Source organism: Variovorax sp. R-27, from assembly GCF_049913215.1.
Classification (GTDB): Bacteria; Pseudomonadota; Gammaproteobacteria; order Burkholderiales; family Burkholderiaceae_C; genus Variovorax.
The window spans coordinates 6,531,965-6,555,485 of the sequence record NZ_CP183984.1; the positions used below are offsets into that span (position 1 = coordinate 6,531,965).

Annotated in this window: 20 protein-coding genes; 13 read left to right on the forward strand and 7 right to left on the reverse strand. The window is 66.6% G+C overall.

Features of this window, described 5'->3' with window-relative positions; all coding sequences use genetic code 11:
* Positions 1 to 476 precede the first annotated feature (476 nt).
* Both ACN9MV_RS30680 and ACN9MV_RS30685 read left to right on the forward strand, forming a co-directional pair.
* Entirely contained in the window at positions 477 to 1,463 is a 987-nt protein-coding gene (locus ACN9MV_RS30680) for a Bug family tripartite tricarboxylate transporter substrate binding protein (protein WP_426390707.1), read from the forward strand.
* 60 nt (positions 1,464 to 1,523) lie between these two features.
* Positions 1,524 to 2,540 (forward strand): MBL fold metallo-hydrolase, encoded by a 1,017-nt coding sequence (locus ACN9MV_RS30685; protein ID WP_426390708.1) that lies wholly within the window; start codon positions 1,524 to 1,526, stop codon positions 2,538 to 2,540.
* Between the two features lie 7 nt (positions 2,541 to 2,547).
* Here the strand turns inward: ACN9MV_RS30685 and ACN9MV_RS30690 are convergent, their stop codons facing one another.
* From ACN9MV_RS30690 to ACN9MV_RS30705, 4 genes are read right to left on the reverse strand one after another with little or no spacing between them, the layout of a single operon-like run.
* On the reverse strand, positions 2,548 to 2,805 hold the full coding sequence (locus ACN9MV_RS30690; protein WP_093059317.1) for a hypothetical protein: 258 nt from the start codon (positions 2,803 to 2,805) through the stop codon (positions 2,548 to 2,550).
* A gap of 23 nt (positions 2,806 to 2,828) precedes the next feature.
* Positions 2,829 to 3,593 carry an SDR family NAD(P)-dependent oxidoreductase gene (locus ACN9MV_RS30695; RefSeq protein ID WP_426390709.1) on the reverse strand — a complete coding sequence of 255 codons (765 nt, stop codon included), beginning with the start codon at positions 3,591 to 3,593 and terminating at the stop codon, positions 2,829 to 2,831.
* A gap of 60 nt (positions 3,594 to 3,653) precedes the next feature.
* Entirely contained in the window at positions 3,654 to 4,124 is a 471-nt protein-coding gene (locus ACN9MV_RS30700; RefSeq protein WP_426390710.1) for a hypothetical protein, read from the reverse strand.
* Positions 4,121 to 4,891: a Crp/Fnr family transcriptional regulator gene (locus ACN9MV_RS30705; RefSeq protein ID WP_093059323.1), complete on the reverse strand. Its 771-nt coding sequence runs from the start codon at positions 4,889 to 4,891 to the stop codon at positions 4,121 to 4,123. Before ACN9MV_RS30705 ends, ACN9MV_RS30700 begins: the two co-directional genes overlap by 4 nt.
* Positions 4,892 to 4,975: 84 nt before the next feature.
* On the opposite strand from ACN9MV_RS30705, the gene ACN9MV_RS30710 reads away from it, so the two are divergent.
* The 7 genes from ACN9MV_RS30710 (at position 4,976) to ACN9MV_RS30740 (ending at position 13,416) form a co-directional block, all read left to right on the forward strand.
* Positions 4,976 to 6,931 carry an AMP-binding protein gene (locus ACN9MV_RS30710; RefSeq protein ID WP_426390711.1) on the forward strand — a complete coding sequence of 652 codons (1,956 nt, stop codon included), beginning with the start codon at positions 4,976 to 4,978 and terminating at the stop codon, positions 6,929 to 6,931.
* Positions 6,928 to 7,713: an ABC transporter ATP-binding protein gene (locus tag ACN9MV_RS30715; protein ID WP_093076121.1), complete on the forward strand. Its 786-nt coding sequence runs from the start codon at positions 6,928 to 6,930 to the stop codon at positions 7,711 to 7,713. Before ACN9MV_RS30710 ends, ACN9MV_RS30715 begins: the two co-directional genes overlap by 4 nt.
* Before the next feature lie 15 nt (positions 7,714 to 7,728).
* Positions 7,729 to 8,658: a branched-chain amino acid ABC transporter permease gene (locus ACN9MV_RS30720; protein ID WP_093059329.1), complete on the forward strand. Its 930-nt coding sequence runs from the start codon at positions 7,729 to 7,731 to the stop codon at positions 8,656 to 8,658.
* Positions 8,659 to 8,661: 3 nt separating this feature from the next.
* Positions 8,662 to 9,726: a branched-chain amino acid ABC transporter permease gene (locus ACN9MV_RS30725; protein WP_093059331.1), complete on the forward strand. Its 1,065-nt coding sequence runs from the start codon at positions 8,662 to 8,664 to the stop codon at positions 9,724 to 9,726.
* Between the two features lie 58 nt (positions 9,727 to 9,784).
* Positions 9,785 to 11,116, forward strand: coding sequence for an ABC transporter substrate-binding protein (locus tag ACN9MV_RS30730; RefSeq protein ID WP_093059333.1), 1,332 nt, complete (start codon positions 9,785 to 9,787; stop codon positions 11,114 to 11,116).
* A gap of 96 nt (positions 11,117 to 11,212) precedes the next feature.
* On the forward strand, positions 11,213 to 12,025 hold the full coding sequence (locus tag ACN9MV_RS30735) for an ABC transporter ATP-binding protein (RefSeq protein ID WP_093059335.1): 813 nt from the start codon (positions 11,213 to 11,215) through the stop codon (positions 12,023 to 12,025).
* Between the two features lie 140 nt (positions 12,026 to 12,165).
* Positions 12,166 to 13,416, forward strand: a complete 1,251-nt coding sequence (locus ACN9MV_RS30740; protein WP_426390712.1) for a phenylacetate--CoA ligase family protein — start codon at positions 12,166 to 12,168, stop codon at positions 13,414 to 13,416.
* 4 nt (positions 13,417 to 13,420) lie between these two features.
* Here the strand turns inward: ACN9MV_RS30740 and ACN9MV_RS30745 are convergent, their stop codons facing one another.
* The gene (locus ACN9MV_RS30745; protein ID WP_426390713.1) at positions 13,421 to 14,434 is read right to left on the reverse strand and encodes a hypothetical protein; all 1,014 of its coding nucleotides are present in this window, start codon (positions 14,432 to 14,434) and stop codon (positions 13,421 to 13,423) included.
* Positions 14,435 to 14,594: 160 nt separating this feature from the next.
* Between ACN9MV_RS30745 and ACN9MV_RS30750 the strand changes: the two genes are divergently transcribed.
* From ACN9MV_RS30750 to ACN9MV_RS30760, 3 genes are all read left to right on the forward strand, one after another.
* Entirely contained in the window at positions 14,595 to 15,569 is a 975-nt protein-coding gene (locus ACN9MV_RS30750) for a tripartite tricarboxylate transporter substrate-binding protein (protein WP_093076125.1), read from the forward strand.
* 120 nt (positions 15,570 to 15,689) lie between these two features.
* Positions 15,690 to 16,427 carry a hypothetical protein gene (locus tag ACN9MV_RS30755; protein ID WP_426390714.1) on the forward strand — a complete coding sequence of 246 codons (738 nt, stop codon included), beginning with the start codon at positions 15,690 to 15,692 and terminating at the stop codon, positions 16,425 to 16,427.
* Entirely contained in the window at positions 16,424 to 18,850 is a 2,427-nt protein-coding gene (locus ACN9MV_RS30760) for a hypothetical protein (protein WP_426390715.1), read from the forward strand. The genes ACN9MV_RS30755 and ACN9MV_RS30760 overlap by 4 nt, the downstream gene beginning before the upstream one ends.
* A 21-nt stretch (positions 18,851 to 18,871) precedes the next feature.
* Here the strand turns inward: ACN9MV_RS30760 and ACN9MV_RS30765 are convergent, their stop codons facing one another.
* The gene (locus ACN9MV_RS30765) at positions 18,872 to 20,986 is read right to left on the reverse strand and encodes a PQQ-dependent dehydrogenase, methanol/ethanol family (protein WP_097197708.1); all 2,115 of its coding nucleotides are present in this window, start codon (positions 20,984 to 20,986) and stop codon (positions 18,872 to 18,874) included.
* 143 nt (positions 20,987 to 21,129) lie between these two features.
* On the opposite strand from ACN9MV_RS30765, the gene ACN9MV_RS30770 reads away from it, so the two are divergent.
* A complete protein-coding gene (locus ACN9MV_RS30770) occupies positions 21,130 to 22,362 on the forward strand; it encodes a helix-turn-helix domain-containing protein (protein ID WP_426390716.1) in 1,233 nt (410 codons plus the stop codon).
* Here ACN9MV_RS30770 and ACN9MV_RS30775 read toward each other — a convergent pair whose 3' ends face one another.
* Complete coding sequence (locus ACN9MV_RS30775) at positions 22,363 to 23,517, reverse strand: ROK family transcriptional regulator (RefSeq protein WP_426390717.1); 1,155 nt, start codon at positions 23,515 to 23,517, stop codon at positions 22,363 to 22,365. It lies immediately after the preceding gene.
* Positions 23,518 to 23,521: the final 4 nt, after the last annotated feature.

Consider the following 23,521-nt stretch of genomic DNA (forward strand, 5'->3'; position numbering starts at 1 on the left):
TAACTGACAGAAATTTGCTCATCTCTTGATTCCTCACCTGAGATTTTCGAACATCGCTGGAAAAGCCCAGCCAGCAAACAATACTCATTCTCAACAAGAAATTCAACCGCATTCGTGTTAATTGACATTAATTAACATTAATAGCGTCAATTGACATTTACAGTCTAATTTTTATAAAAGAAGTCTTGCCAGTCCGATGCCGTAGCTTCAGCTTTGAGGTTTGTGCGAGAGCGACATCTGAGTCGATCGATTGAGACTTCAGCACATGACAACCTCGCACGTACACGGGCTATCCAAAGCTCGTGCCCTTTGTTATCCGCATCCATACGGTTGCTGTCAGCGCGTACCGAGATAGGGGTCATCGCGAACCGCGAAACCCCTGCATCACGGTTCCGGCACACTCGCCCTTCGGCAGAGCCGGGCGCGCACTCCATTACCCGCATAGTCCCGACGACACACAGATACAGAGACAACCCATGATCAGAAAACTCATCCGCCCGCTGGCCATCGCGCTGGCAATCCCCATGGCATTCGCCACCGTTGCGACGCATGCACAGACCGCGGCCTACCCCGCCAAGCCCATCCGCATGGTCGTGCCCTTCCCGCCCGGCGGCGGCACCGACATCCTGGCGCGCCTGGTGGCCCAGAAGCTCACCGAGGTGAACCACTGGACCGTGGTGCCCGACAACCGCGCGGGTGCCGGCGGCACCATCGGCATCGCCGAGGCCGCGCGCGCCGCGCCCACGGGCTACGACATCGTGATGGGCCAGAAGGACAACATGGTCGTCGCGCCCTGGCTCTACAAGAACCTGAGCTACAACCCCGTGAAAGACCTCACCGCGGTGGCCCACGTGGCCTACACGCCGGTGGTGATCGTCACGCAGGCCAACTCCAAGTTCAAGACGCTCGACGACGTGGTGAAAGCCGCGCGCGCCGCGCCAGACACCGTCACCTACGGCTCGCCCGGCAACGGCACCACCATCCACCTGGCCGGCGAGATCTTCAACAGCGCCGCCAAGATCAAGATGCGCCACGTGCCCTACAAGGGCTCCAACGCGGCCATGATGGACGTGCTCGCGGGCAACGTCGACCTGATGGTGTCGTCGGTGCCCTCGGCCATGGCGCAGATCAAGGCAGGCAAGCTGCGCCCGCTGGCAGTCACCTCGGCCAGGCGCAGCACCTCGCTGCCCGACACGCCCACCGTGGCCGAGCTCGGCTACAAGGACTTCGACGTGAGCACCTGGTATGGCATCTTCGTGCCGGCCGGTACGCCGAAGGACGTGGTGACGCTGCTGAATGCCGATATCAACAAGCTGCTGGCCACGCCTGAAATGAAGGCGGCCATCATCGCGCAGGGCGCGGAGCCGCAGAGCATGACGCCGGAGCAGTTCGGCGCGCTGCTGAAGACCGACTACGAGAAGTGGAAGGGCATCGTGCAAGCCTCGGGCGCGACAATCGAATAAGCCTGCGCGCCGCAGAATGGTGTCTCCAGAACAAGCCGCAACGACGGCATGGAGACACCGATGGTTTCTTCCTTTTCCCTGAAGACAGCTGCCAGCGCGGCGGTTGTCGCCCTCGTCCAGGGCTGCGCGCAGATGCCCGCGCAGAAACCTTCCGACGCAACCGTGGCTGCCCACGTCGCGGCAGCCACGCAGGCCGCGGGCAGCGACCTCGGTCCGCTGCTCACGCTATGCAAGCCTGCCCCCGCCACGCGCCCGCCGCAGGACGAACTCGACAAGGGCCTCCCGCTGCTCATCAACAAGCCGGCGCCACCGCCCGCCAAGGCCTTCGACAACCTGTATTTCGTGGGCGCCGACTGGGTCAGCGCCTGGGCCATCAAGACCTCCGACGGCATCATCCTCATCGATGCGCTGAACAACCAGGTGGAGGCCGCCGCGCTGATCGAAGGCGGCATGCGCAAGCTGGGCCTCGACCCGGCGCAGATCAAGTACGTGATCGTCACGCACGGCCACGGCGACCACTACGGCGGAGCACCCTACCTCGCGCAGAAGTACCGCGCGCGCGTGGTGATGAGCGAGGCCGACTGGACGATGACCGAGACGAAGCTGGAGTTCGCCACGCCCATCTGGGGCGCGCCGCCCAAGCGCGGCGCGGGCGACATCTCGGTGAGAGACGGCGACCGCGTCACCCTGGGCGACACCACCGTCACGCTGTACCTCACGCCGGGCCACACCATGGGCACGCTCTCCCCGGTGTTCGACGTGAGCGAGAACGGCAGGAAGCACCGCGCCATGCTCTGGGGCGGCACAGGCTTCAACTTCGGCAAGGACGTGCCTCGGCTGGACAGCTACATCGCGTCCACCCGGCGCATGGACTCCCTGGTGAAAGCACAAGGCATCGACGTGATGCTGTCGAACCACTCGAACGTCGACAGCTCGCAGGCCAAGATGGCGGCGATGCGGCAGCAGCCGGCCGGCGCGGCGAACCCCTTCGTGATGGGCACGCCCACGGTGGAGCGCGCATTGAACGTGATGGGCGAATGCGCGCAGGCGCAGCGCGACAGGTTCGCGATGCAGTAGTCGCAGTTCAGTCCGGCACGAACTTCGTGTTGAAGATGGCAACGTCCGACGCATCCTCGAACGTCGCCACCTGCCCCATCTTCCCGTCGCTCAGCCTGCAAGCCGAGAACAGGCTGTAGCGGCCCTTGAAGTAGAACTCGTCCATCACGATCAGAGCGTACGGGTACGGCACGAAGACCTGGTGCTCGAAGACGATGCGGTGCACGTTCCTCGGCGACGGGAAGAGCTTGTACTCGATGGTGTCGATCGACTTGGCGGTGGCCATGGCGTGCGTGTCCTTCGTTTCGATCAGGCAGGGTCGCGCACGTCGGCCACGGGGTTATTGCCGAAGTCTTCGCGCGCCAGGTACTTGAGCACCTTGGCCGCCGCAGTGGCGGGACTGTCGAGCCGGCCGTCCTCTTTCATGCTCACGAAGCGCGTGCGGTCCGGAAACTTTTCGGCCGACGCACCGCGCAGTTGCACCTGCATGTCGGTGTCGATCACGCCGGGCGCGAGAGAGACGATGCGCGCGCCGTTCGTTGCATTCGCTTCCTCGAGCGCCACGGCGCGCGAGAAGTGGTCCATGCCGGCCTTGGCCGCGCAGTAAGGCGCCTGGCTGCCCATGGCGTTGCGGCCCAGGCCCGACGAGATGTTCAGCACCTTGCGTGCGCCGCGCCATTCGCGGGTCGCGCCGAGGAAGGCTGCCGTCAGCAGCATCGGCGCTTCGAGGCCGATGCGCAGGGCCAGCGAGAGCTCGGCCTCCACCGCGCTCGACAGCGGCGCGGGGTTGCCGACGGTGCCGGCGTTGTTGATGAGCGTGACGCTGTCGAAGCGTTGCGCGTCGATGGTCTTGAGCCATGCCGACACGCGGGCCGATGCGGCCACGGGGTCGGACAGGTCCTGCTCCCATTGCACGAGTTCGGCGCCGGCGGCTTTGGCTACTTCGGCAAGTGCCGGATCCTGCTTGCGCGAGATGCCCAGCACCGTGTGGCGGGCCTGCAGCAGCTGTTCGGCCATGGCACGGCCCAGGCCGCGCGAGGCGCCGGTGATGAGGGTGAGGTGGGAAGCGGTCATCGGGAAGCTCTTTCTTGAACGAAGGCGGGGAGGTTAAGCGGTATCGAGAGGCCTTGGTGCTCAGCCGGTACGGAACTGCTTGCGCAGGAAGTTGCGGTGGCGGGCGATGTGCTGCAGCTGCGCAGGCGCGATGGTGCCGTCGAGGTCGACCTCGTCTGCGCCGTTGAGCACCGCATTGGCATTGGCCATGGCACGCGCGACGACTTCTTCCTCGCTCACGCCGAGCTGCGCTGCGAGGTCGAGCGCCACGCGTCGCATCGCGCGTTGCGAGAGCATCCACATCGCGCCGAAGCGGTCCCACGCGAGCGCGGCCTCTTCGGACTTCTCGCGGTCGGCCAGAATTTCGCTGAGCGGCTTGGCCAGTATTTCGTTGAGCACATCGAGCTTCTCGTTCAACGCCTCGTTGCGTTCGATGGCCTCCTGCAGCGTCGGGCCGGTGTCTTCGGCCTTCGCCTTGGGCGCCTCGGGCGGTGCGATGAAGGCGGCTTCCGCATTCGCGGGCACCACCTGGAGCTGGTCTTTGAGGGTCATGTGTTTTCCGTTTCCGCCGAGGCGTTCTTCCTGTTCGACATCGCGGTCGCGCGCAGGCCCGGCAGGTCGAGCACGCGCAGTCCACCGTACTCCACCCGGATCAGGCCCTGTGCCGAGAGGCCGTTCAGCGCCTCGTTCACGCGCTGGCGCGAAAGGCCGACCAGGTAGGCCAGCTCCTGCTGCGTGATGCGCAAGACTTCGCCCACGCCTGGGTACAGCACCGGGTTGAACAGCGACACCAGGTTGCGCGCCACGCGCGCGTCGGGGTTGTTGAGCCGGTCGATCTCCAGTGCCGCGATGAACTGGCCCAGCCGTTCATTCAGTTGATTCATCACGAAGCGGTTGAAGCCGATGGAGTGGTCGAGCAGCCAGTGGAAGCTTTCGATCGGCAGCCCCGCCACCAGGCTGCGCCGCAGCGCCTGGATGTTGTAGCGGTAGGGCTCGCGCTTCATCACCGTGCCTTCGCCGAACCAGCCGCCGGGCGGCACGCCGGTGTAGGTGACCGAGCCGCCGTCGGCGTTGTCGTTGCTCATCTTGAGCAGCCCCTCGACCACGCCGAACCAGTAGGTCGGCGAGCGGCCGACGCGGCACACCAGGTCGCCGGGCTCGGCCTCGCCCACCACCAGCGCGGCTTCGGCGCGGCGGCGCTCGGCGGGCGTGAGCGTGGGCAGCCAGGGGATGCCTTCGAGCTCAGCGGCATTGGCGGGACGCACGCGATCCTTGATCGAACCGCCGAGCACGTTGTGGTTGAGATTGCCGTGAGGCATCGGGAAACTCCGGGGAGTAGTGTCCCTAGGATTGTCGTTGGAACGACAACCGGGCGTCAAAGTGAGACCTACGATCCGCCCACTGTGCAAACAACCGCCCCCACCTTCCCCCGTCTGCTGCTCGCGCATGCCGACGCCCAACCCGAGGCGCCCGCCGTGCGCGAGAAGGATCTCGGCATCTGGCAAACCTGGACCTGGAACGCCGTGGCGCAGGAAGTGCGCGAAATGGCCTGCGGTCTCGCGAGCCTCGGCTTCAAACCCTTCGACAACCTGGCCATCGTCGGCGCCAACCGGCCGCACCTGTACATGGCGGTGGTCGCGGCGCAAAGCCTGCGCGGCGTGCCGGTGCCGCTGTATCAGGATGCGGTGGCAAGCGAGATGGTCTTCATGCTGCAGGACGCGGCCATCGACTTCGTGATCGTCGAAGACCAGGAGCAGGTCGACAAACTGCTCGAATGCCGCGAGCTCCAGAAAGACCAGCAGCACGGCATCCGCCACATCATCTACGACGACCCTAAGGGCCTGCGCCACTACGACCAGCCGGGCCTGATGAGCTACGAGCAACTGCGCGCACTGGGCCGCGAGTTCGACAAGGCCAACGTCGGCTACTACGACCGCGCGGTGGCCAGCGGAGAGGCTACGGATGTCGGCGTGATCCTCTACACCTCGGGCACCACCGGCCGCCCCAAGGGCGTGTGCCAGACGCATGCGAGCTTCATCGCAGCGGGCAGCGGCGGCGTGCAGACCGACAAGCTCGGCCCCGGCGACAACATCATGAGTTACCTGCCGATGGCATGGGTGGGCGACCACCTGTTCTCGGTGGCGCAATGGCTGGTGGGCGGCTTCACGCTCAACTGCCCCGAGTCGGCCGAGACGGTGATGAACGACATGCGCGAGATCGGCCCGAGCTATTACTTCGGCCCGCCGCGCACCTTCGAAGGGCTGCTCACGGCCGTGTCGATCCGCATGGAAGACGCGGCCGCGCCCAAGCGCTGGCTCTATGCGAAGTTCATGGCGCTGGCGCGGCGCGTGGGCGCGGACATTCTCAATGGCGCGCCGGTGGGCACCGGCGACCGCCTGATGTACGGCCTGGGCAACCTGCTGATCTACGGCCCGCTGCGCAACGTGCTTGGCATGAGCCGCATCCGCGTGGCCTACACGGCCGGCGCGGCCATCGGGCCCGACCTGTTCCGCTTCTACCGCTCCATCGGCGTCAACCTCAAGCAGTTCTACGGCCAGACCGAGACCTGCGCGTATGTGTGCCTGCAGCAGGACGGCAAGGTCAAGCTGCAGACCGTGGGCACGGCCGCGCCGGGCATCGAACTGAAGATCGCGGAAGACGGCGAAGTGCTGGTGCGTGGCGTGTCGGTGCTCAAGGAGTACTACAAGCGCCCCGACGCCACGGCCGAAGTGCTGGATGCAAACGGCTACTTCCACACCGGCGACGCGGGCGTGCTCGACAGCGAAGGGCACCTGCGCATCATCGACCGCGCGAAGGACGTAGGCCGTCTCGTGAGCGGCGCGATCTTTGCGCCCAACTACATCGAGAACAAGCTCAAGTTCTTCCCGCAGATCAAGGAAGCCGTGTGCTTCGGCAACGCGCGAGACGAAGTGTGCGCGGCCATCAACATCGACTTCGAGGCCGTGGGCAACTGGGCCGAACGGCGCGGCCTGGCCTACGGCGGCTACGTCGACTTGGCCGGCAAGCCCGACGTGCTGGCGCTGGTGGCCGAATGCATCGGCAAGGTGAATGCCGACCTCGCGGCCGAGGACGGCATGGGCGAGACGCAGATTGCGCGCTTCCTGGTGCTGCACAAGGAGCTCGACCCCGACGACGACGAACTGACCCGCACGCGCAAGGTGCGCCGCGGCTTCATCGCCGAGAAATACGCGGTGCTGGTCGCCGCGCTGTATGGCGGCAAGACCGAGCAGTACATCGAGACCCAGGTCAAGTTCGAGGACGGACGCACGGGGGTTGTCAGCGCCACGCTGAAGGTCGTCGAAGCGAAGACGTTTCCCATCGTGAAGGCGGCGGCATGAGCACCCGGAAGACAGGCGAGGTCATCCTCGACGTGCAGAACATCTCCTTGAGCTTCGGCGGCGTGAAAGCGCTGACCGACATCAGCTTCAACGTGCGCGAGCATGAAGTGCGCGCCATCATCGGGCCGAACGGCGCGGGCAAGAGCTCGATGCTGAACTGCATCAACGGCGTGTACTGGCCGCAGCAGGGCTCCATCACCTTCCGCGGCCAGACCTTCAAGCACATGAACTCGCGCCAGGTGGCCGAGATGGGCGTGGCGCGCACCTTCCAGAACCTGGCCCTGTTCAAGGGCATGAGCGTGCTCGACAACATCATGACGGGGCGCAACCTCAAGATGAAGAGCGGCCTGCTCGCACAAGCCCTGCGCTGGGGCCCCGCCGAGCGCGAGGAGCTGCGGCACCGCGAATTCGTCGAGCACATCATCGACTTCCTCGAGATCCAGGCACACCGCAAGACGCCGGTGGGCCGCCTGCCCTACGGCCTGCAGAAGCGCGTCGACCTGGGCCGCGCGCTCGCAATGGAGCCGCAGGTGCTGCTGCTCGACGAGCCGATGGCAGGCATGAACGTGGAAGAGAAGCAGGACATGAGCCGCTTCATCCTCGACGTGAACGACGAGTTCGGCGCAACCATCGTGCTGATCGAGCACGACATGGGCGTGGTGATGGACATCTCCGACCGCGTGGTGGTGCTGGATTACGGCAAGAAGATCGGCGACGGCACGCCGGATGAAGTGCGCAACAACGAAGACGTGATCCGCGCCTACCTCGGCGTCGAGCACTGATCACGAAAGAACACGATGGGCTTTTTTCTTGAAACCCTGTTTGGCGGCCTCATGGTCGGCATGCTCTATTCGCTGATCGCCATCGGCTTCGTGCTGATCTACAAGGCCTCGGGCGTCTTCAACTTCGCGCAGGGCGCGATGGTGCTTTTCGCGGCGCTGGCCATGGCGCGCTTCTCCGAGTGGTTCCCGCTGTGGTTCGGCTTCCAGAGCCAGATCCTCGCGAACATCCTGGCCTTCATTGCCGCGATGGCGGTGATGGTGGTGGTGGCCTGGCTGATCGAGCGGCTCGCGCTCAGCAAGCTGGTGAACCAGGAAGGCATCACGCTGCTGATGGCCACGCTGGGCATCGCCTACTTTCTCGACGGCGTGGGCCAGACGATCTTCGGCAACGACATCTACAAGATCGACGTGGGCATGCCCAAGGAACCGCTGATGGTGCTCGAAGGCACCTTCCAGGGCGGGCTGCTGCTGAGCCAGGAAGACCTGATCGCCGCGCTGGTGGCGGCCGGCCTCGTGGTGGTGCTGGCCATCTTCTTCCAGAAGACGGCTACGGGCCGCGCGCTGCGCGCGGTGGCCGACGACCACCAGGCCGCGCAGTCCATCGGCATTCCGCTCAAGCGCATCTGGGTGATCGTGTGGTCGGTGGCCGGCTTCTCGGCGCTGGTGGCCGGGATCATCTGGGGATCGAAGCTCGGCGTGCAGTTCTCGCTCTCGCTGGTGGCGCTGAAGGCGCTGCCGGTGGTGATCCTCGGCGGGCTCACATCGATTCCGGGCGCCATCATCGGTGGCCTGTTGATCGGCGTGGGCGAGAAGCTGTCCGAAATCTATCTCGGCCCCATGCTCGGTGGCGGCATCGAGATCTGGTTTGCCTATGTGTTGGCGTTGGTCTTCCTGCTCGTTCGGCCTCAAGGCCTGTTCGGCGAAAAAATCATCGATCGGGTCTGAGCAATGTTCTACAGAGAAAACGGTCAGTTCAAGTCGAGCTACAGGGCCGACCAGCAGATCTTTCCGATTGCGCAGGATCGCATCGCGATGCTGGTGCTGCTGCTCGTGGCGTTTGTCGTGGTTCCGCTGGGCGTGTCCGACTACTGGATGCGCGCCATCCTCACGCCCTTCCTTATCCTGTCGCTCGCGGCGCTGGGCCTCAACATCCTTGTCGGCTATTGCGGCCAGATCTCGCTGGGCACGGGCGCCTTCATGGCGGTGGGCGCATATGCGGCCTACAACTTCCAGGTGCGCATCGACGGCATGCCGCTGATCGCATCGCTGCTGCTGGGCGGCCTGTGCGCGACGGTGATCGGCGTGCTGTTCGGCATTCCGAGCCTGCGCATCAAGGGGCTGTACCTTGCTGTGGCCACGCTGGCGGCGCAGTTCTTTACCGACTGGGCCTTCCTGCGCATCCAGTGGTTCACCAACAATTCTTCATCCGGCTCGGTGAGCGTGGCGGGGCTCAACGTGTTCGGCGTGCCGATCGAGTCGCCGGTGCAGAAGTATCTGTTCTGCCTGCTCTTCGTGGTGGTGTTCGCGCTGCTGGCAAAGAACCTGGTGCGCAGCGCCATCGGCCGCGAGTGGATGGCAATGCGCGACATGGACGTGGCAGCCGCGGTGATCGGCATTCGCCCGGTGTACGCCAAGCTCACTGCCTTTGCGGTGAGCAGCTTCATCGTCGGCGTGGCCGGCGCGCTGTGGGGCTTCGTGCACCTGGGTGCGTGGGAGCCGGCGGCGTTCAGCATCGACCGCTCGTTCCAGCTGCTGTTCATGGTGATCATCGGCGGGCTCGGCTCGATCATGGGCAGCTTCTTCGGCGCCGCGTTCATCGTGCTGCTGCCGCTGTTTCTGAACCAGCTGCCGGGGTGGCTGGGCTTCTCGATTTCGACCGCGCTGGCCTCGCACCTGGAGACCATGATCTTCGGCGCGCTGATCGTGTTCTTCCTGATCGTCGAGCCGCATGGTCTTGCGCGGCTGTGGTCCACGGCCAAAGAGAAGCTCCGGCTCTGGCCCTTCCCTCATTGATTGATGAGTTCCCGTTCGTAAAAAACCCGGCACCGAGGTGCCCACAAAGGAGACAGGCATGAAACTGAAATCGCTCGCTCTGACCGCCGCCCTGGTGGCCAGCACCCTCGGCGCCCTGCTCGCGCCGTCGCTCGCCAATGCGCAGGCCAAGGAGCAGTTCTTCCCGCTGCTGGTGTACCGCACGGGCCCCTATGCACCCAACGGCACGCCCTGGGCCAACGGCAAGCAGGACTACATCAAGCTGGTGAATGCGACTGGCGGCATCAACGGCGTGAAGATCACGTACGAAGAATGCGAGACCGGCTACGCCACCGACAAGGGCGTGGAATGCTACGAGCGCCTGAAGGGCCGCCCGGGCGTAGCGCTGTTCGACCCGCAAGCCACCGGCATCACCTTCGCGCTGACCGACAAGGTGCCGACCGACAAGATCCCGCTGATCACGCTGGGCTACGGCCTGGCCGCCTCGCAGGACGGTGGTGTCTTCAAGTGGAACTTTCCGCTGATGGGCTCCTACTGGACCGCGGCCGACATCCTGATCCAGCACATCGGCAAGGCCGAAGGCGGCATGGACAAGCTCAAGGGCAAGAAGATCGCCCTCGTGTACCACGACTCGCCTTTCGGCAAGGAGCCCATTCCGCTGCTGCAGGAGCGCGCCAAGCAGAACGGCTTCGAGCTGTCGCTGATCCCGGTGACCGCGCCCGGCGTGGAGCAGAAGTCGGCCTGGCTGCAGGTGCGCCAGCAGCGCCCTGATTTCGTGCTGCTGTGGGGCTGGGGCGTGATGAACTCCACCGCGCTGAAAGAGGCCGTGGCCACGGGCTACCCGCGCGAGAAGATGTACGGCGTGTGGTGGGCCGGTGCCGAGCCCGACGTGAAGGACGTGGGCGCCAATGCCAAGGGCTACCACGCGCTGGCGCTGAACACCTCGGGCACGCAGCCCAAGGTGATCCAGGACATCCTGAAGCAGGTGCACGACAAGGGCCAGGGCACAGGGCCGAAGGACGAAGTGGGCTCGGTGCTCTACACGCGCGGCGTGATCATCCAGATGCTGACCGTCGAGGCCGTGAAGCGCGCGCAGGAGCGCTTCGGCAAGGGCAAGGTCATGACCGGCGAGCAGGTGCGCTGGGGCATGGAGAACCTGGCACTCGACCAGAAGAAGCTCGACGCACTCGGCTTCTCGGGCGTGATGCGTCCGGTGAGCACTTCGTGCCAGGACCACATGGGCTCGACCTGGGCGCGCGTGCACACCTGGGACGGCGCGAAGTGGGGCGACATGTCCGACTGGTACCAGGCCGACGACCAGATCATCAAGCCGATGGTGAAGTCTGCTGCCGACAAGTACGCGGGCGAGAAGAAGCTGACGCGCCGCGAGGCAGCAGATTGCCAGTCTTGATGCACTGAGCGTGCCGTGGCGGCTCGCGAGAGCCGCCATTCGCAAGAACAGCACTGCGCTGCACGCGCTGTTCTTGCGAATGCTTCGGACCACACCATGAGCGAACCCAACATCCTTCTCAATGTCAACGGCATCGAGGTCATCTACAACCACGTGATCCTCGTGCTCAAGGGCGTGTCGCTCACGGTGCCCGACGGCGGCATCGTGGCGCTGCTCGGCGGCAACGGCGCGGGCAAGACGACCACGCTGCGCGCAGTGAGCAACCTGCTCGCGGGTGAGCGCGGCGCTGTCACCAAAGGCACCATCGAGCTGCGCGGGGATCGCATCGAGGCGCTTTCGCCCGCCGAGTTGGTGAAGCGCGGGCTGATCCAGGTGATGGAGGGCCGCCACTGCTTCGCCCACCTGACCATCGAAGAGAACCTGATGACCGGCGCCTACACGCGCACCGATGGCAAGGCAGCGGTGCAGCAGACGCTGGAGAAGGTCTACGCATATTTCCCGCGCCTGAAGACGCGGCGCACTTCACAGGCGGCCTACACATCGGGCGGCGAGCAGCAGATGTGCGCCATCGGCCGCGCGCTGATGGCCAACCCGAGCATGGTGCTGCTCGACGAACCCTCTATGGGCCTGGCGCCGCAGATCGTGGAGGAGGTGTTCGAGATCGTGAAAGACCTGAACACCAAGGAGCGCGTGACCTTCCTGCTGGCCGAGCAGAACACCAACATGGCGCTGCGCTACGCCGACTACGGCTACATCCTGGAGAACGGGCGCATCGTGATGGATGGCGAGGCCAAGAGCCTGCGCGAGAACGAGGACGTGAAGGAGTTCTACCTTGGCGTTGGCGGTGCGGATCGCAAGAGCTTTCGGGACGTGAAGAGCTACAAGCGGCGCAAGAGGTGGCTGGCTTGATGTATTCATGTGTCGCTGTTCGGGGTGCGATCACGCCGACAGGGGACATTCTCGGAGGGGAGCACCCGGTGTCATTCGCACGCACCCCGAACGAACGCCAGCGTGGCGAAAAACCGAACTGAAAGACAAAGGGTACGGACATGACCGACCACTACGACAAGCTCGAGATCCGCGATCCGGCCGAACGCGAGCGCGACCTGCTGGCCGCGCTACCGAAGCAGATCACACAGGCCCAGACGGCAGCACCCGCATTCGCAAAGATCCTCTCCAGCGTGAAGCCCGCAGACATCACGACACGCGAGGCGTTGGCGAAACTACCGGTCACGCGCAAATCGGAATTGCTCGACCTGCAGAAGGCACGCCGCACCGACGACCCCTTCGGCGGCTTCTCGACCATCGTGCGCGGCCCGCGCATGCCGCGCGTGTTCGCGAGCCCCGGCACCATCTACGAGCCTGAGGGCGAAGCGCGCGACTACTGGCGCACCGCACGGGCACTGCATGCGGCGGGCTTTCGCAGCGGCGAGCTCATTCACAACAGCTTCAGCTATCACATGACGCCCGCCGGCTCGATCATGGAAAGCGGCGCACGTGCCATGGGCTGCACCGTGTTCGCGGGCGGCACCGGGCAGACCGAGCAGCAACTCGAAGCCATGGTCGACCTGAAGCCCGAAGGCTATGCGGGTACGCCGAGCTTCCTGAAGATATTGCTGGAGAAGGCCGAGGAGAAAGGGCAGAAGCTGCCCTCGCTCACCAAGGCGCTCGTCTCCGGCGAAGCCTTTCCACCCAGCCTGCACGACTGGATTGCCGCGCACGGCGTGAAAGGCACGCAGTGCTATGCCACTGCCGACCTGGGCCTGATCGCCTACGAGACCAGCGCGCGCGAAGGCCTGGTGATCGACGAAGGCGTGCTAGTCGAGATCGTGCGGCCCGGCACCGGCGACCCGGTGCCCGATGGCGAGGTCGGCGAGATCGTCGTCACCACCTTCAACCCCGACTACCCGCTGGTGCGCTTCGGCACCGGGGACCTCTCGGCCGTGCTCGCGGGCACCTGCCCCACCGGCCGCACCAACAAGCGCATCAAGGGCTGGCTCGGCCGCGCCGACCAGACGACCAAGGTGCGCGGCATGTTCGTGCATCCCTCGCAGGTGGCCGAGATCGCGCGGCGCTTTCCCGAAGTGCAGCGCGCGCGGCTCATCGTGTCCGGCGAGATGGGCGACGACAAGATGACGCTGCAGCTCGAATGCGCGGGGGCGGTGCCCGAAGGGCTCGAGGCCCGCGTGAGCGCGGTGATCCGCGAAGTGACCAAGCTGCGTGGCGAGGTCGTCGTCTTGGGTGCGGGCGGTCTGCCCAACGACGGCAAGGTGATCGAGGACGCGCGCAGCTACAAGTAGCCAGTCAGTCGCGGCGGTACAGCCAGCGCGTGGCGGCGCGCATCAACACCACCACGAGCACCGAATAGACCAGCACGAGCGCCAGGGCGAAGCCGATGAGGCCGCCCGCGTTGTCGAAGCTGTGCGACCAGGTCACCAGCATCACCCAGGCCAATGCGATGGCGATGCAGCTGACCTGCACCAGCACGAAGGCCAGGGCCGCGGCCGCCACGGCCCTGAAAGGCCGCACCCGCGCGAGCCCGGCATTGGCGCCCAGCCAGCCGCCCCAGAACGCGAGCGCGAAGGCCACCAATGGCGGCAGCATCCAGGCGATCAGCAGTTCGAGCCCATCCATGCCGCGCGCGACGGATGTCCAGCGACTCACGACCACGCCGCTCCACATCTGCAGCGATGCGAACACCGCGGCGCCCACCAGTGCCACGGCACGGCGTGGCGATGCACCGATGGCTTCATCGTCGTCCTGCTGCTGCGCATCGGAAGGCGCTGCACTGGCCGCCCTCAACGCGAACCAGGCCGAGACCCACACGCCGAGCACGAGCAAGATCAACTGCGCGACGGACTGCAGCACCGTGAACAGCGCCATCGCCGCGCTCATGGACGTCGAGCCGAAAAAATCATGCAGGCGGCCGCCCGGCATGAAGAGCAGTTGCACTTCGTAGAACAGCGGGCTCAGTAAGTAGAAGTTGAGCACCAGCACCGCGATGTACACCGCGGCGTAGCGGATGCGGGGTTGGGGCAGCCGGGCCACGCTGCCAACGCCGCGCTTTTCGAGCGCGTTGCGCCCGTGACTCCAGGCCAGTGCCGCCGCCAGCACCCAGGCCATGCCGATGCTGAACACCATCGGTATCCACACACCCGGCAGGGCATAGGTGCTGCGCAGCTGCTCGCCGTGGGGCGAATCGGGCCAGAGCTGGATGGCCATGTTGACCAGCACCATCGCGGCATCGATGGCCACGGTGACGAGCGCAAGATCGCGCGGCAGGCGCTGCGCGCTTGCGGGGGAAGGGGTCGTCGTCATGGGAATGCTTTTTCTCGCTTTACATGGCGCATGCGGTGGCATGCGCGGAAGAAGCAAGGGTATCGGATGACGACGCGAACCTAAGGGCTATTCGCTATAGGTCAGGCAGCAGTCAGCCTTTAAGATCGCGGCGTTTTTATTACCCCCTCCCGGAGACGACATGAAGAAACTGTTCGCCCTCGCGGCGATTGCCGCCGCAGCCGCCGGTGCTCACGCCCAGGACTTTCCCGCGGGCAAGACCGTTACGCTGGTGGTGCCTTTCGCAGCCGGCGGCCCGACCGACCGTGTCGCGCGTGACCTGGCGGAGGCCATGCAGAAGACGCTCGGCACCACGATCGTGGTGGACAACACCGCGGGCGCGGGCAGTTCCATCGGCACCGCCAAGGTGGCGCGCGCCAACCCCGACGGCTACACGCTGCTGCTGAACCATATCGGCATGTCGACGATGCCGGCGCTGTATCGCAAGCTGCCCTTCAACGTCGAGACCGACTTCGAATACCTGGGCATGGTCAACGAAGTGCCGATGACGCTGATCGGCAAGCCCGGCCTGCCCGCCAACAACTACAAGGAGCTGACGACCTGGATCGCGGCCAACAAGGGCAAGATCAACCTGGGCAACGCCGGCCTGGGCGCCGCGTCGCACCTGTGCGGCCTGCTGTTCCAGAGCGCGATCAAGGTCGAGATGACGCCCGTGCCGTACAAGGGCACGGCCCCGGCCATCGCCGACCTGCTGGGCGGCCAGATCGACCTGCTGTGCGACCAGACGACCAACACCACGTCGCAGATCGAGGCCAAGAAGGTCAAGGCCTATGCCGTGACCACCGCCAAGCGCCTGACCACCCCCGCGCTGAAAGACCTGCCGACGCTGGACGAGTCGGGCCTGAAGGGTTTCGAAGTGACGATCTGGCACGGCATGTACGCGCCCAAGGGCACGCCCGCGCCGGTGCTGAAGAAGCTCAACGAAGCCATCAAGGCCGCGATGAAGGACCCGGGCTTCATCAAGCGCGAAGAAGCGCTGGGCGCCGTGATCACGACCGACAAGCGCGTCGAGCCGGCGGAGCACAAGAAGTTCGTCTCGGCTGAAATCGCGAAGTGGGGTCCGATCATCAAGGCTGCCGGCGTGTACGCCGACTGATCGATTCACCGCCGCCACAAGCAGCCGCAAGGCCGCCTGCGCCCTCCCGGGCCAGGCGGCTTTTTTCGTTATGCTGGCCGGGATTTTTCTTCCACCCTCCCGCCCCTTTCGCTCTCTCCCATGCGTTTTCGCAGCGCGGCCTTTCCGGTCTTCCTGGCCCTGCTGGCGCATGACGGCATGGCCCAGCCGCAGACGCTGCTGTGGGTCTGGGACCGGCCCCAGTTTTTTTCCGCGCTGCCAGAAGGCACGGGCGTGGCCTACCTGCATGCCACGGTGCAGCTGAGCGGCGAGCGCAGCCGCACGAGCTGGCGTCAGTGGCCGCTGCGCATCGCGCCGGGCGCCACCACCGTGGTGCCGGTGGTCCATGTTTCACTCGACAACCTCGCGCCCTCGCCCGTCAACGACGCGCAGCAGGAGGCCATTGCCGCCGCCATCGAGCATGCCGCGAAGCACGGCAACCGCTCGGGCTGGGTGCAGCTCGACTTCGAGGCGCGCCGCAGCCAGCGCGAGGCGTATGTCGCGCTGCTGCGGCGGCTGCAGCCGGTGCGCGCCGGCGGCGTGCGGCTCTCGGCCACGGCGCTCGCCTCATGGTGCATGAGCGACGCGTGGCTGCCTGCCGGCCTGCTCGACGAGATCGTGCCGATGTACTTCCGCATGGGGGCGGAATCCGCGCGCATCCGCCAGCGGCTCGACGCGACGGGCGCGGCCACGGTGCCGGCCTGCCGCGACGCGGCGGGGCTGATGCTCGGCGAGGCATGGCCCGTGCTCGGCAGCGTGAAGCGGCGCTATGTGTTCCACGCGGGCGCATGGAAGAACGAAGACTTCGAACAACTCGGCAACAGGGATTCGCACAAATGATTTCTTCAACAGCAAACGCGATGCGCGCCGGCGCCAGGCTGCTCGCAATGGCCGCGCTGCTCGGCAGCGCTCTCGCGGCTCATGCCAGTGGCGGCGGCGACCCCGAGGACCTGTTCTTCGCCACCACCCGGCCCGACCAGCCGGTGCGCGAGTTCGTCGAGCGGCCCGCGGGCTACTACACCGACTACCTCGTGCCCTACCAGGTGCTCTGGTACTGGCGCCTGCACGGCCAGCCGTTCTCTTCCGACGCCGTGCGGGCCTTCTCCGATCTGCTGGAGAAGCTGCCGCGCGAAGACAACGGCATGGCCGAAACGGACGACGCCTGGATCGAATGGCGAAAAGCGCGCGACGACGCCAATGCGAAGCTCGATCCCCAGTCGCCCCGCGACAGGCCTGCCCTGCTGGCGCCATCGCAGCAGCAGCCGAAATGGAACGCCAGCAGCCTGCAGGCGAGCCCCAACTGCTTCTACGGCGATGCCTTCCGCAACGCCACGAAGACGCTGGCCCAGCGCATGACGCGTGCCGCCGGCGATAAGGCGGCCACCCCCTACGTGCGGCATTGGCTGCAGGCGCAAGACGCAGTGTTCGACACCTGCAACAAGGAGCCCGGCACCATCCCCGAACTGCCACCCCGCGCCCCCGCCTGGCTGCAGGCCGACCATGCCTACCAGCTGGCCGCACAGCGCTTCTACGCCGACGATCTCGACGAGGCCGACACCGCGTTCACCGAGATCGCGGCCGACAAGGCCAGCCCCTGGCGCGACCTCGCGGCCTACATGCGGCTGCGCGTGCTGGCGCGGCAGAACCCGGGCGGCGAGCCGTCTTTCTCGGAACGGGACGACGCCGGCAAGGAAAGCCCCGAGGCGCTGAAGCAGCAGGCCGAACTTACCAAAGCGGTCGATGCCATCGCGCTGCCGCTGCTGAAGAACCCACGCCTCCAGGCGCTGCATCCGTCGGTGCACCGGCTGGCCGAGGCACTGCGCATCCGCTACCTCACGCCCGGCACGCGCCTGCAGCGCCTGGCCGACAGCCTGAAGACCATGGGCGCACCCGATGTCGCCGCCGCCAGGCTGCTGTTGCTGAACCACGAGTTCCGCTACTGCATGATGGCCGGTTGTTCGTACGCCGGCCCGGATCAGAAGTCGGATCTCGTGCAGTGGCTCAACACGGTGCGCGGCTTCAACGGTCCGGCGAGCGGCATCACCGCCCAGGACAAGTGGCGCGAGAAGTTCAGCTGGAGCAACTACCAGCGCACGCACGACCTCGCCTGGCTGATGGCCGCGGCAAGCCTGGTGCCCGTGAGCACCGCCACCGACGACAAGCGCGAGGCCGAACTGCAGGCCGCATTGGCGGCCGTGCCCGAAGACCACCCCGCACGCTTCGCCGCCACCCAGTTGCGCGCCCAGCGCCTGTTTGCGCAGGGCCGCTTCAAGGAGACGCGTGAACTGGTCGCCAGTGCAGCCGATTCGCCCTTGATCGCACACAGCCTCTCGGGCCAGAACCTCGTGAAGGCGCTGCTGCTGCCCACGGCCTCGTCGGAAGAGGAATGGCGCCGCCTGGCGATCCGCCCGGTGGTTGCTCGCCGCGACCCCGAGGCGATGGAAGCCAAACCCAATGCGGTGCCGCTGGCCAGCACCTTCGACGACGACGCGACGCGCTTCCTGAACACGCGCGCGCCGCTCGCAATGTGGCTGCGGCTCGCGGCCGACCCGGCGCTCTCGCCCGCGCTGCGCGACTCCCTGCTGGAGACCGCATGGACCCGCGCCGTGCTGGCCGAGGACTACGCCAGCGCTCGCCGCGCTGCGCAGATGCGTATCGCGTCACCGTCGCAGGGGGCTACCGCCAAGGGGCCGGACATGATCGCCGGCATCCGCCGCTCGATGGCGCTGTCGGTCACTGACACCGCCGCCTGGCGTCACCTGCTGCTGGAGCGCATGGCAAGCACCACCGAGGTGCTGTTGCCGCCGCACTGGCCCGTGGCAGACGGCATCCGGCCCACGCCGCTCAAGCCCTGGCTCGAACCGGCGTACGACCGCAGCATGGCCACCGGCAGCTACAGCAAGTGGTGCCGCCCGCTCGGCGTGATGACCACCGGCCCGCAGGCCGCCACGGCTGCCGATTTCGAGATGCCCGAGTTCCTGCCGCAAGAAGAGCGCGCGCAACAGGCCGCGCTGGTCGCAAAGTTGCGCGCCATTCCGCAGGACTCGATCTACTTCACCCAGGAAAGCCTGGCGCTGATGCAGCGCAACCGCGCTGATCCGCTGGTGCCGCAGGCGCTATCGGTCGCGGTGAAGATGGCGCGCTACGCCTGCCCGGACAAGGCGGTGGGCGACTGGTCGCGCAAGGGCCTTCAGACCCTGCACGCGAAATACCCGGATTCGACCTGGGCCGCCAGCACCCAGTACTGGTACGGCGGCCGGTAGAGAAGGAGAGAGCGGGCTTCCCTACTTTGGTCGGATCGCGTCAGCCGTCCCCTGGATGAAGGCCTTGATGCTCTCGATGTCGTCCCCCGAGAGCTTGCCCGTGAAGTCGGGCATGCCGCGCGCCATGGCCGGGCCCTTGAGGATGAACTTGTCCAGGTTCGTGATGTAGGCCGGGTCCATGTAGCCGAGGTTGGGGATGTTGCCGCCGCGGTCCACGCCGGGCACGCCGTGGCAGAACACGCAGTTGCTCACGTAGAGCATGGTGCCGGCCTGGACCTTGGCGGGGTCGTACTTCACGCCCTGCACCAGCTTGTCCATGCGGTACTGCACGAAGTCCGGCATCTTGGCCGTGCCGCCCACCGCGAAGGTGTAGACCGTGCCTGGGCCCTGCCGCTCGGTGGCGCGCTGCGCCAGGCCGTACACCCCGCCCCAGCCCACGGCGACCGAAACATATTGCTTGCCGTCGACCATATAGGTCGAGGGCGCGGCCACCACGCCGGTGCCGGTGGGCGTTTCCCACAGCTTCTCGCCGGTCTTGGCGTTGTAGGCCAGCAGGCGCCCGTCGGCCGTGCCCTGGAACACGAGGTTGCCGGCAGTGGTAAGGGTGCCGCCGTTCCATGGCGATGCGTAGTCGACGCCCCACGCTTCCTTCTGCGCCACCGGGTCCCACGCCACGAGGCGGCCGAAGGGCTTGCTCGTGGGCGGCTCGACATTGGCGAACTTGCCGAGGTTCCAGCCCAGGCCCGAGTGCGGGCGGCCGGGCACGTTCTGGTCGAACTTCCAGTCCTTGTCGTCCATCAGGTTGATCGGCACGTGCTGCGCTGGCAGGTAGGCAAAGCCGGTCTGCGGGTTGAACGACATCGGGTGCCAGTTGTGCGCGCCGAAGGGGCCGGGGATGCTGTCGCCGGGCTTCTCGTTCTGGCGCGCGGCGGCAATCTCGATGGGCCGGCCGTTCTTGTCGTAGCCGGTGGCCCAGTTCACTTCGACGAAGTTCTTCGCCGAGATGAACTTGCCGCTGGTGCGGTCGATGACGAAGAAGAAGCCGTTCTTCGGCGCATGCAGCAGCACCTTGCGGGCCTTGCCGTCGATCTTCACGTTGGCGAGGATCATCGACTGCGTGGAGGTGTAGTCCCAGTTGTCGCCGGGCGTCTCCTGGTAGTGCCACACGTACTTGCCGGTGTCGGGGTTGAGCGCCACCACCGAGCCCAGGTAGAGGTTGTCGCCGCCCTTGGGGCTGCGCGCCTTGGCGGCCCATGGCGAGCCGTTGCCGGTGCCCACGTACATCAGGTTGAGATCGGGGTCGAAGGCGAAGCTGTCCCACGCGGTGCCGCCACCGCCGGCTTCCCAGTACTTGCCGCTCGGGTCCCAGGTCTTGGCGGCGCGCGCCATGGATTCGTCTTCGAAGGGCTTGCCCGGGTCGCCCGGCACCACGAACCAGCGCCACTTCTGGTCGCCGGTCTTCGCGTCGTAGGCGGTGACGAAGCCGCGCACGCCGTACTCGGCGCCGCCGTTGCCGATGATGACCTTGCCCTTGAACACGCGCGGCGCACCGGTGATGGTGTAGCTGCCCTTCTGGCCCTCGATGGTGTTCTTCTCCCAGACCTTCTGTCCGGTGGCTGCGTCGAGCGCGATCAGGCGGCCGTCGTAGGCCGCCACGTAGACCTTGCCTTCGTAGATCGCAACGCCTCGGTTCACCACGTCGCAGCAGCCCTTGAAGCCTTTGGACTTATCGACCTGCGGATCGAAGGTCCACAGTTTCTGCCCGGTGCGGGTGTCGATGGCATGCACCACGCTCCACGAGGCGGTGACGTACATGATGCCGTCCACCACCAGCGGCGTGGCCTCCACGCCGCGCGTCGACTCGAGGTTGTACGACCAGACCAGCCCCAGTTGCTTGACGTTGCCGGCGTTCACCTGGTCGAGCTGGCTGAAGCGCGACTCCGAATAGTCGAGGCCGACGCTGGGCCAGTCGGGTGTTTTCTTCTGCGCCGCGTTGGCGCGGATGAAGCTGCCGTCGACGCGTTTGGTGGCGGCTGCCGCGCGGTCCTGTGCGTTCTGGGCCGTGGCCGCCGTGTTTGCGCCCAGGCACAACAAAGCGCCGGCGAGCACGAGCAGCCCGGAGTGTGTTTTTTTCATCGCAGGTCTCCTTTGTGGCTCAAGGATGGTCTGTGCGGGCTTCGCATTCATCTTCGGGATTTCCCCAGTCCGGTGCTGTTCCATTGCGGAACACATTCAGCGTTGGTCCCGGACTCGGTCCCTTGCGGGAGGCAGCGAACACCATGGCCCTCGACGGAAGAAGAATCGGCACGGCGGATGCGCCGCGCCAACTCTTTGCCAGCACGCCCGCGCAGCGCGTGGCGCTCGCGCGGCAGCAGTTCTTCGAGGAAGGCGTGCGCCCCTCGGGCCTCGTCGGCGAGGCGGTGATCCAGTCGTGGATGCGCTGCAGCCGCACGCACACCGACCGCCAGCGCATCGTGCCCTTCGATGCGGTCACGCCGAGCCGGCTGCACGCCACGCTCGCGCGCAACCGCGAACTGCTCGAGGTGGCACGGCAGGAGCTGGTGCAGATGGAGCACGCGCTCGCGGGCACCGACTGCCGCGTGATCCTCACCGACAGCGAGGGCGTGCTGGTGCACGTCACGCAGCAGCCCGCCATGGCGCACCAGCCGGTGCTGTGCAAGACCGCGCGCGTGGGCGTGAACATCTCCGAGCGCATCGTCGGCACCACGGCACCGGGCATCGTGGCGAGCACCGGCCAGGCCTGCACGGTCAACGGCGCGGAGCACTACTTCGACGTGCTGTGCCAGATGCAGTGCGCGGCAGCACCGATACGCGACGTGACGGGGCAACTGGCCGGCGTGCTCGACCTCACGGCGGAGGCGCGGCGCTTCGGCTTCGATGCGGCATCGATGGTGGCGCTCTATGCCACGACCATCGAGAACCGGCTGCTGCAGGCGCAGTCGCGCGACCACCTGATCCTGCGCTTCCAGGCCAGCCCCACTCTGCTGGGCACGCCGCTCGAAGCGCTGGCCGGCATCGCGCCCGACGGCACGATCGCGTGGCTCAACAACGCAGGTGCGCGGCTGCTGGGCCGGCTGCCCGAAGCGGCGGACGAGCGCGATGTCGAATGCCTGCTGGGGCATGACCTTGCGAGCCTGCTGCGCCTTGGGCGGCGCGAGGCAGCGCAGCCGCTGCGGCTTGCGAGCGGGCTGGGCGTGTGGGTGCAGGCGCGGCTGAAGGGCGCGGATGGCGCGGACTTCCGGCATGCGGTGGCAATGCCCGGCGAAGCCACGCCGCTGGCCATCGAACAGGATGCGCAGATGCCTGCTGCCGAAGCCTGCGAGCCCGAGCCCCATGCCGAGACAACGCTGCGCGAGCACAGCCGCAAGCTGATCGAGGAAACGCTAGTGGCGCACGGCGGCAATGTGTCGCAGGCGGCGCGGCAGTTGCGCGTGTCGCGCGGCACGCTCTATCGCAGGCTGCGCGGCTGGAAAGAAGACGCCGCGGACTGATCAGGCCGCGGCGCGAGCCAGCGCACGCGCGCGACGCGCCTTCGCATCGGGCTGCAACGGCCGCAGGTATTCGTGCAGCGCCAATGCAGCTGCGCCCACCGCAGGGGCCAGCGCGCCGTAGCGCGCGGTGCGCAGGTCGGGCGCGGGCATGCCGGCATCGTCAGCGTGGCGCTTCATGCTTTCGAACGCCGCTTGCGCAAAGCCGCGATGCTCGGCGCACGCCTTGCCGCCGAGCACGATCGCGCGCGGGTTGAACGTGACCCACAGGTTCTGCAGCAGCACGCCGAAGAAGGCGGCGGCGCGCGGCAGGTCGACCCCCTTGCGCTCCAGCACGCGCGAACCGAAGAAGGCCTCGGCGCAGCCGCGTCGGCCGCACGAGCACAGCGGCCCGTCGAGTTCAAGGATGGTGTGGCCTATCTCGCCGGCCATGCCCTGCGCGCCGGTGAAGAGCCGGTCGTTCAGCACCACGCCGGCGCCCACGCCGACGTCGCAGTTAACGAAGACCAGTGGGTCTTCGCCCTCGCCCGCCGCGAACTCGTATTCGCCGAGCGCAGCGGCATCGGCGTCGTTCTGCAGTTGCACGGTCACGCCGGGCAGGCCGATGGCGGCAAAGGCTTTTTCGAGCGCGGGCAGCAGGCTCACGTTGCGCCAGCCGAGGTTGGGCGCGAAGCGGACCACGCCAGTGCAGTCGTCCACCGCACCGGGCACGCACACGCCGATGCTCGACAGGCGCAGGCCCAGTTGCTCCAGCTGCGCATTCGCGGCGGCCGCCATGCGCGCGACCTGCGCGCACACGCCCGCCGGCGAGCCGTCGGTGAGTGCGTGGGTGTTCGAATGCAGCACCTCGCCCTGCAGCGAGACGCACACGAGGCGCACGGTCTCTACCGCAATCTCCACGCCCATCAGCGCGCGCACGCCGACATTGATCTGCAGTGGCGTCGAAGGCCGGCCGAGCCCGTCGGCCACGGTGGCGCCGGCCTCGCTGAGCCAGCCTTCGTCGATCAGCTCGCGCACCAGCAGGCTCACGGTCGACTTGGTGAGGCCGCTCTCGCTGGCCAGCCGCGCGCGCGACAGGCCGGGCTGCGCGCGCAGCAGCCGCAGCAGCACGCTGCGGTTCATGCGCTTGAGCAGTTGCTGGTCGCCTATCGTCTTCACGACA

Coding starts and splice junctions, on each gene's coding strand:
- ACN9MV_RS30680 (WP_426390707.1), top strand. CDS start 477: ATGATCAGAAAACTCATCCGCCCGCTGGCCATCGCGCTGGCAATCCCC.
- ACN9MV_RS30685 (WP_426390708.1), top strand. CDS start 1,524: ATGGTTTCTTCCTTTTCCCTGAAGACAGCTGCCAGCGCGGCGGTTGTC.
- ACN9MV_RS30690 (WP_093059317.1), bottom strand. CDS start 2,805: ATGGCCACCGCCAAGTCGATCGACACCATCGAGTACAAGCTCTTCCCG.
- ACN9MV_RS30695 (WP_426390709.1), bottom strand. CDS start 3,593: ATGACCGCTTCCCACCTCACCCTCATCACCGGCGCCTCGCGCGGCCTG.
- ACN9MV_RS30700 (WP_426390710.1), bottom strand. CDS start 4,124: ATGACCCTCAAAGACCAGCTCCAGGTGGTGCCCGCGAATGCGGAAGCC.
- ACN9MV_RS30705 (WP_093059323.1), bottom strand. CDS start 4,891: ATGCCTCACGGCAATCTCAACCACAACGTGCTCGGCGGTTCGATCAAG.
- ACN9MV_RS30715 (WP_093076121.1), top strand. CDS start 6,928: ATGAGCACCCGGAAGACAGGCGAGGTCATCCTCGACGTGCAGAACATC.
- ACN9MV_RS30720 (WP_093059329.1), top strand. CDS start 7,729: ATGGGCTTTTTTCTTGAAACCCTGTTTGGCGGCCTCATGGTCGGCATG.
- ACN9MV_RS30725 (WP_093059331.1), top strand. CDS start 8,662: ATGTTCTACAGAGAAAACGGTCAGTTCAAGTCGAGCTACAGGGCCGAC.
- ACN9MV_RS30730 (WP_093059333.1), top strand. CDS start 9,785: ATGAAACTGAAATCGCTCGCTCTGACCGCCGCCCTGGTGGCCAGCACC.
- ACN9MV_RS30735 (WP_093059335.1), top strand. CDS start 11,213: ATGAGCGAACCCAACATCCTTCTCAATGTCAACGGCATCGAGGTCATC.
- ACN9MV_RS30740 (WP_426390712.1), top strand. CDS start 12,166: ATGACCGACCACTACGACAAGCTCGAGATCCGCGATCCGGCCGAACGC.
- ACN9MV_RS30745 (WP_426390713.1), bottom strand. CDS start 14,434: ATGACGACGACCCCTTCCCCCGCAAGCGCGCAGCGCCTGCCGCGCGAT.
- ACN9MV_RS30750 (WP_093076125.1), top strand. CDS start 14,595: ATGAAGAAACTGTTCGCCCTCGCGGCGATTGCCGCCGCAGCCGCCGGT.
- ACN9MV_RS30755 (WP_426390714.1), top strand. CDS start 15,690: ATGCGTTTTCGCAGCGCGGCCTTTCCGGTCTTCCTGGCCCTGCTGGCG.
- ACN9MV_RS30760 (WP_426390715.1), top strand. CDS start 16,424: ATGATTTCTTCAACAGCAAACGCGATGCGCGCCGGCGCCAGGCTGCTC.
- ACN9MV_RS30765 (WP_097197708.1), bottom strand. CDS start 20,986: ATGAAAAAAACACACTCCGGGCTGCTCGTGCTCGCCGGCGCTTTGTTG.
- ACN9MV_RS30770 (WP_426390716.1), top strand. CDS start 21,130: ATGGCCCTCGACGGAAGAAGAATCGGCACGGCGGATGCGCCGCGCCAA.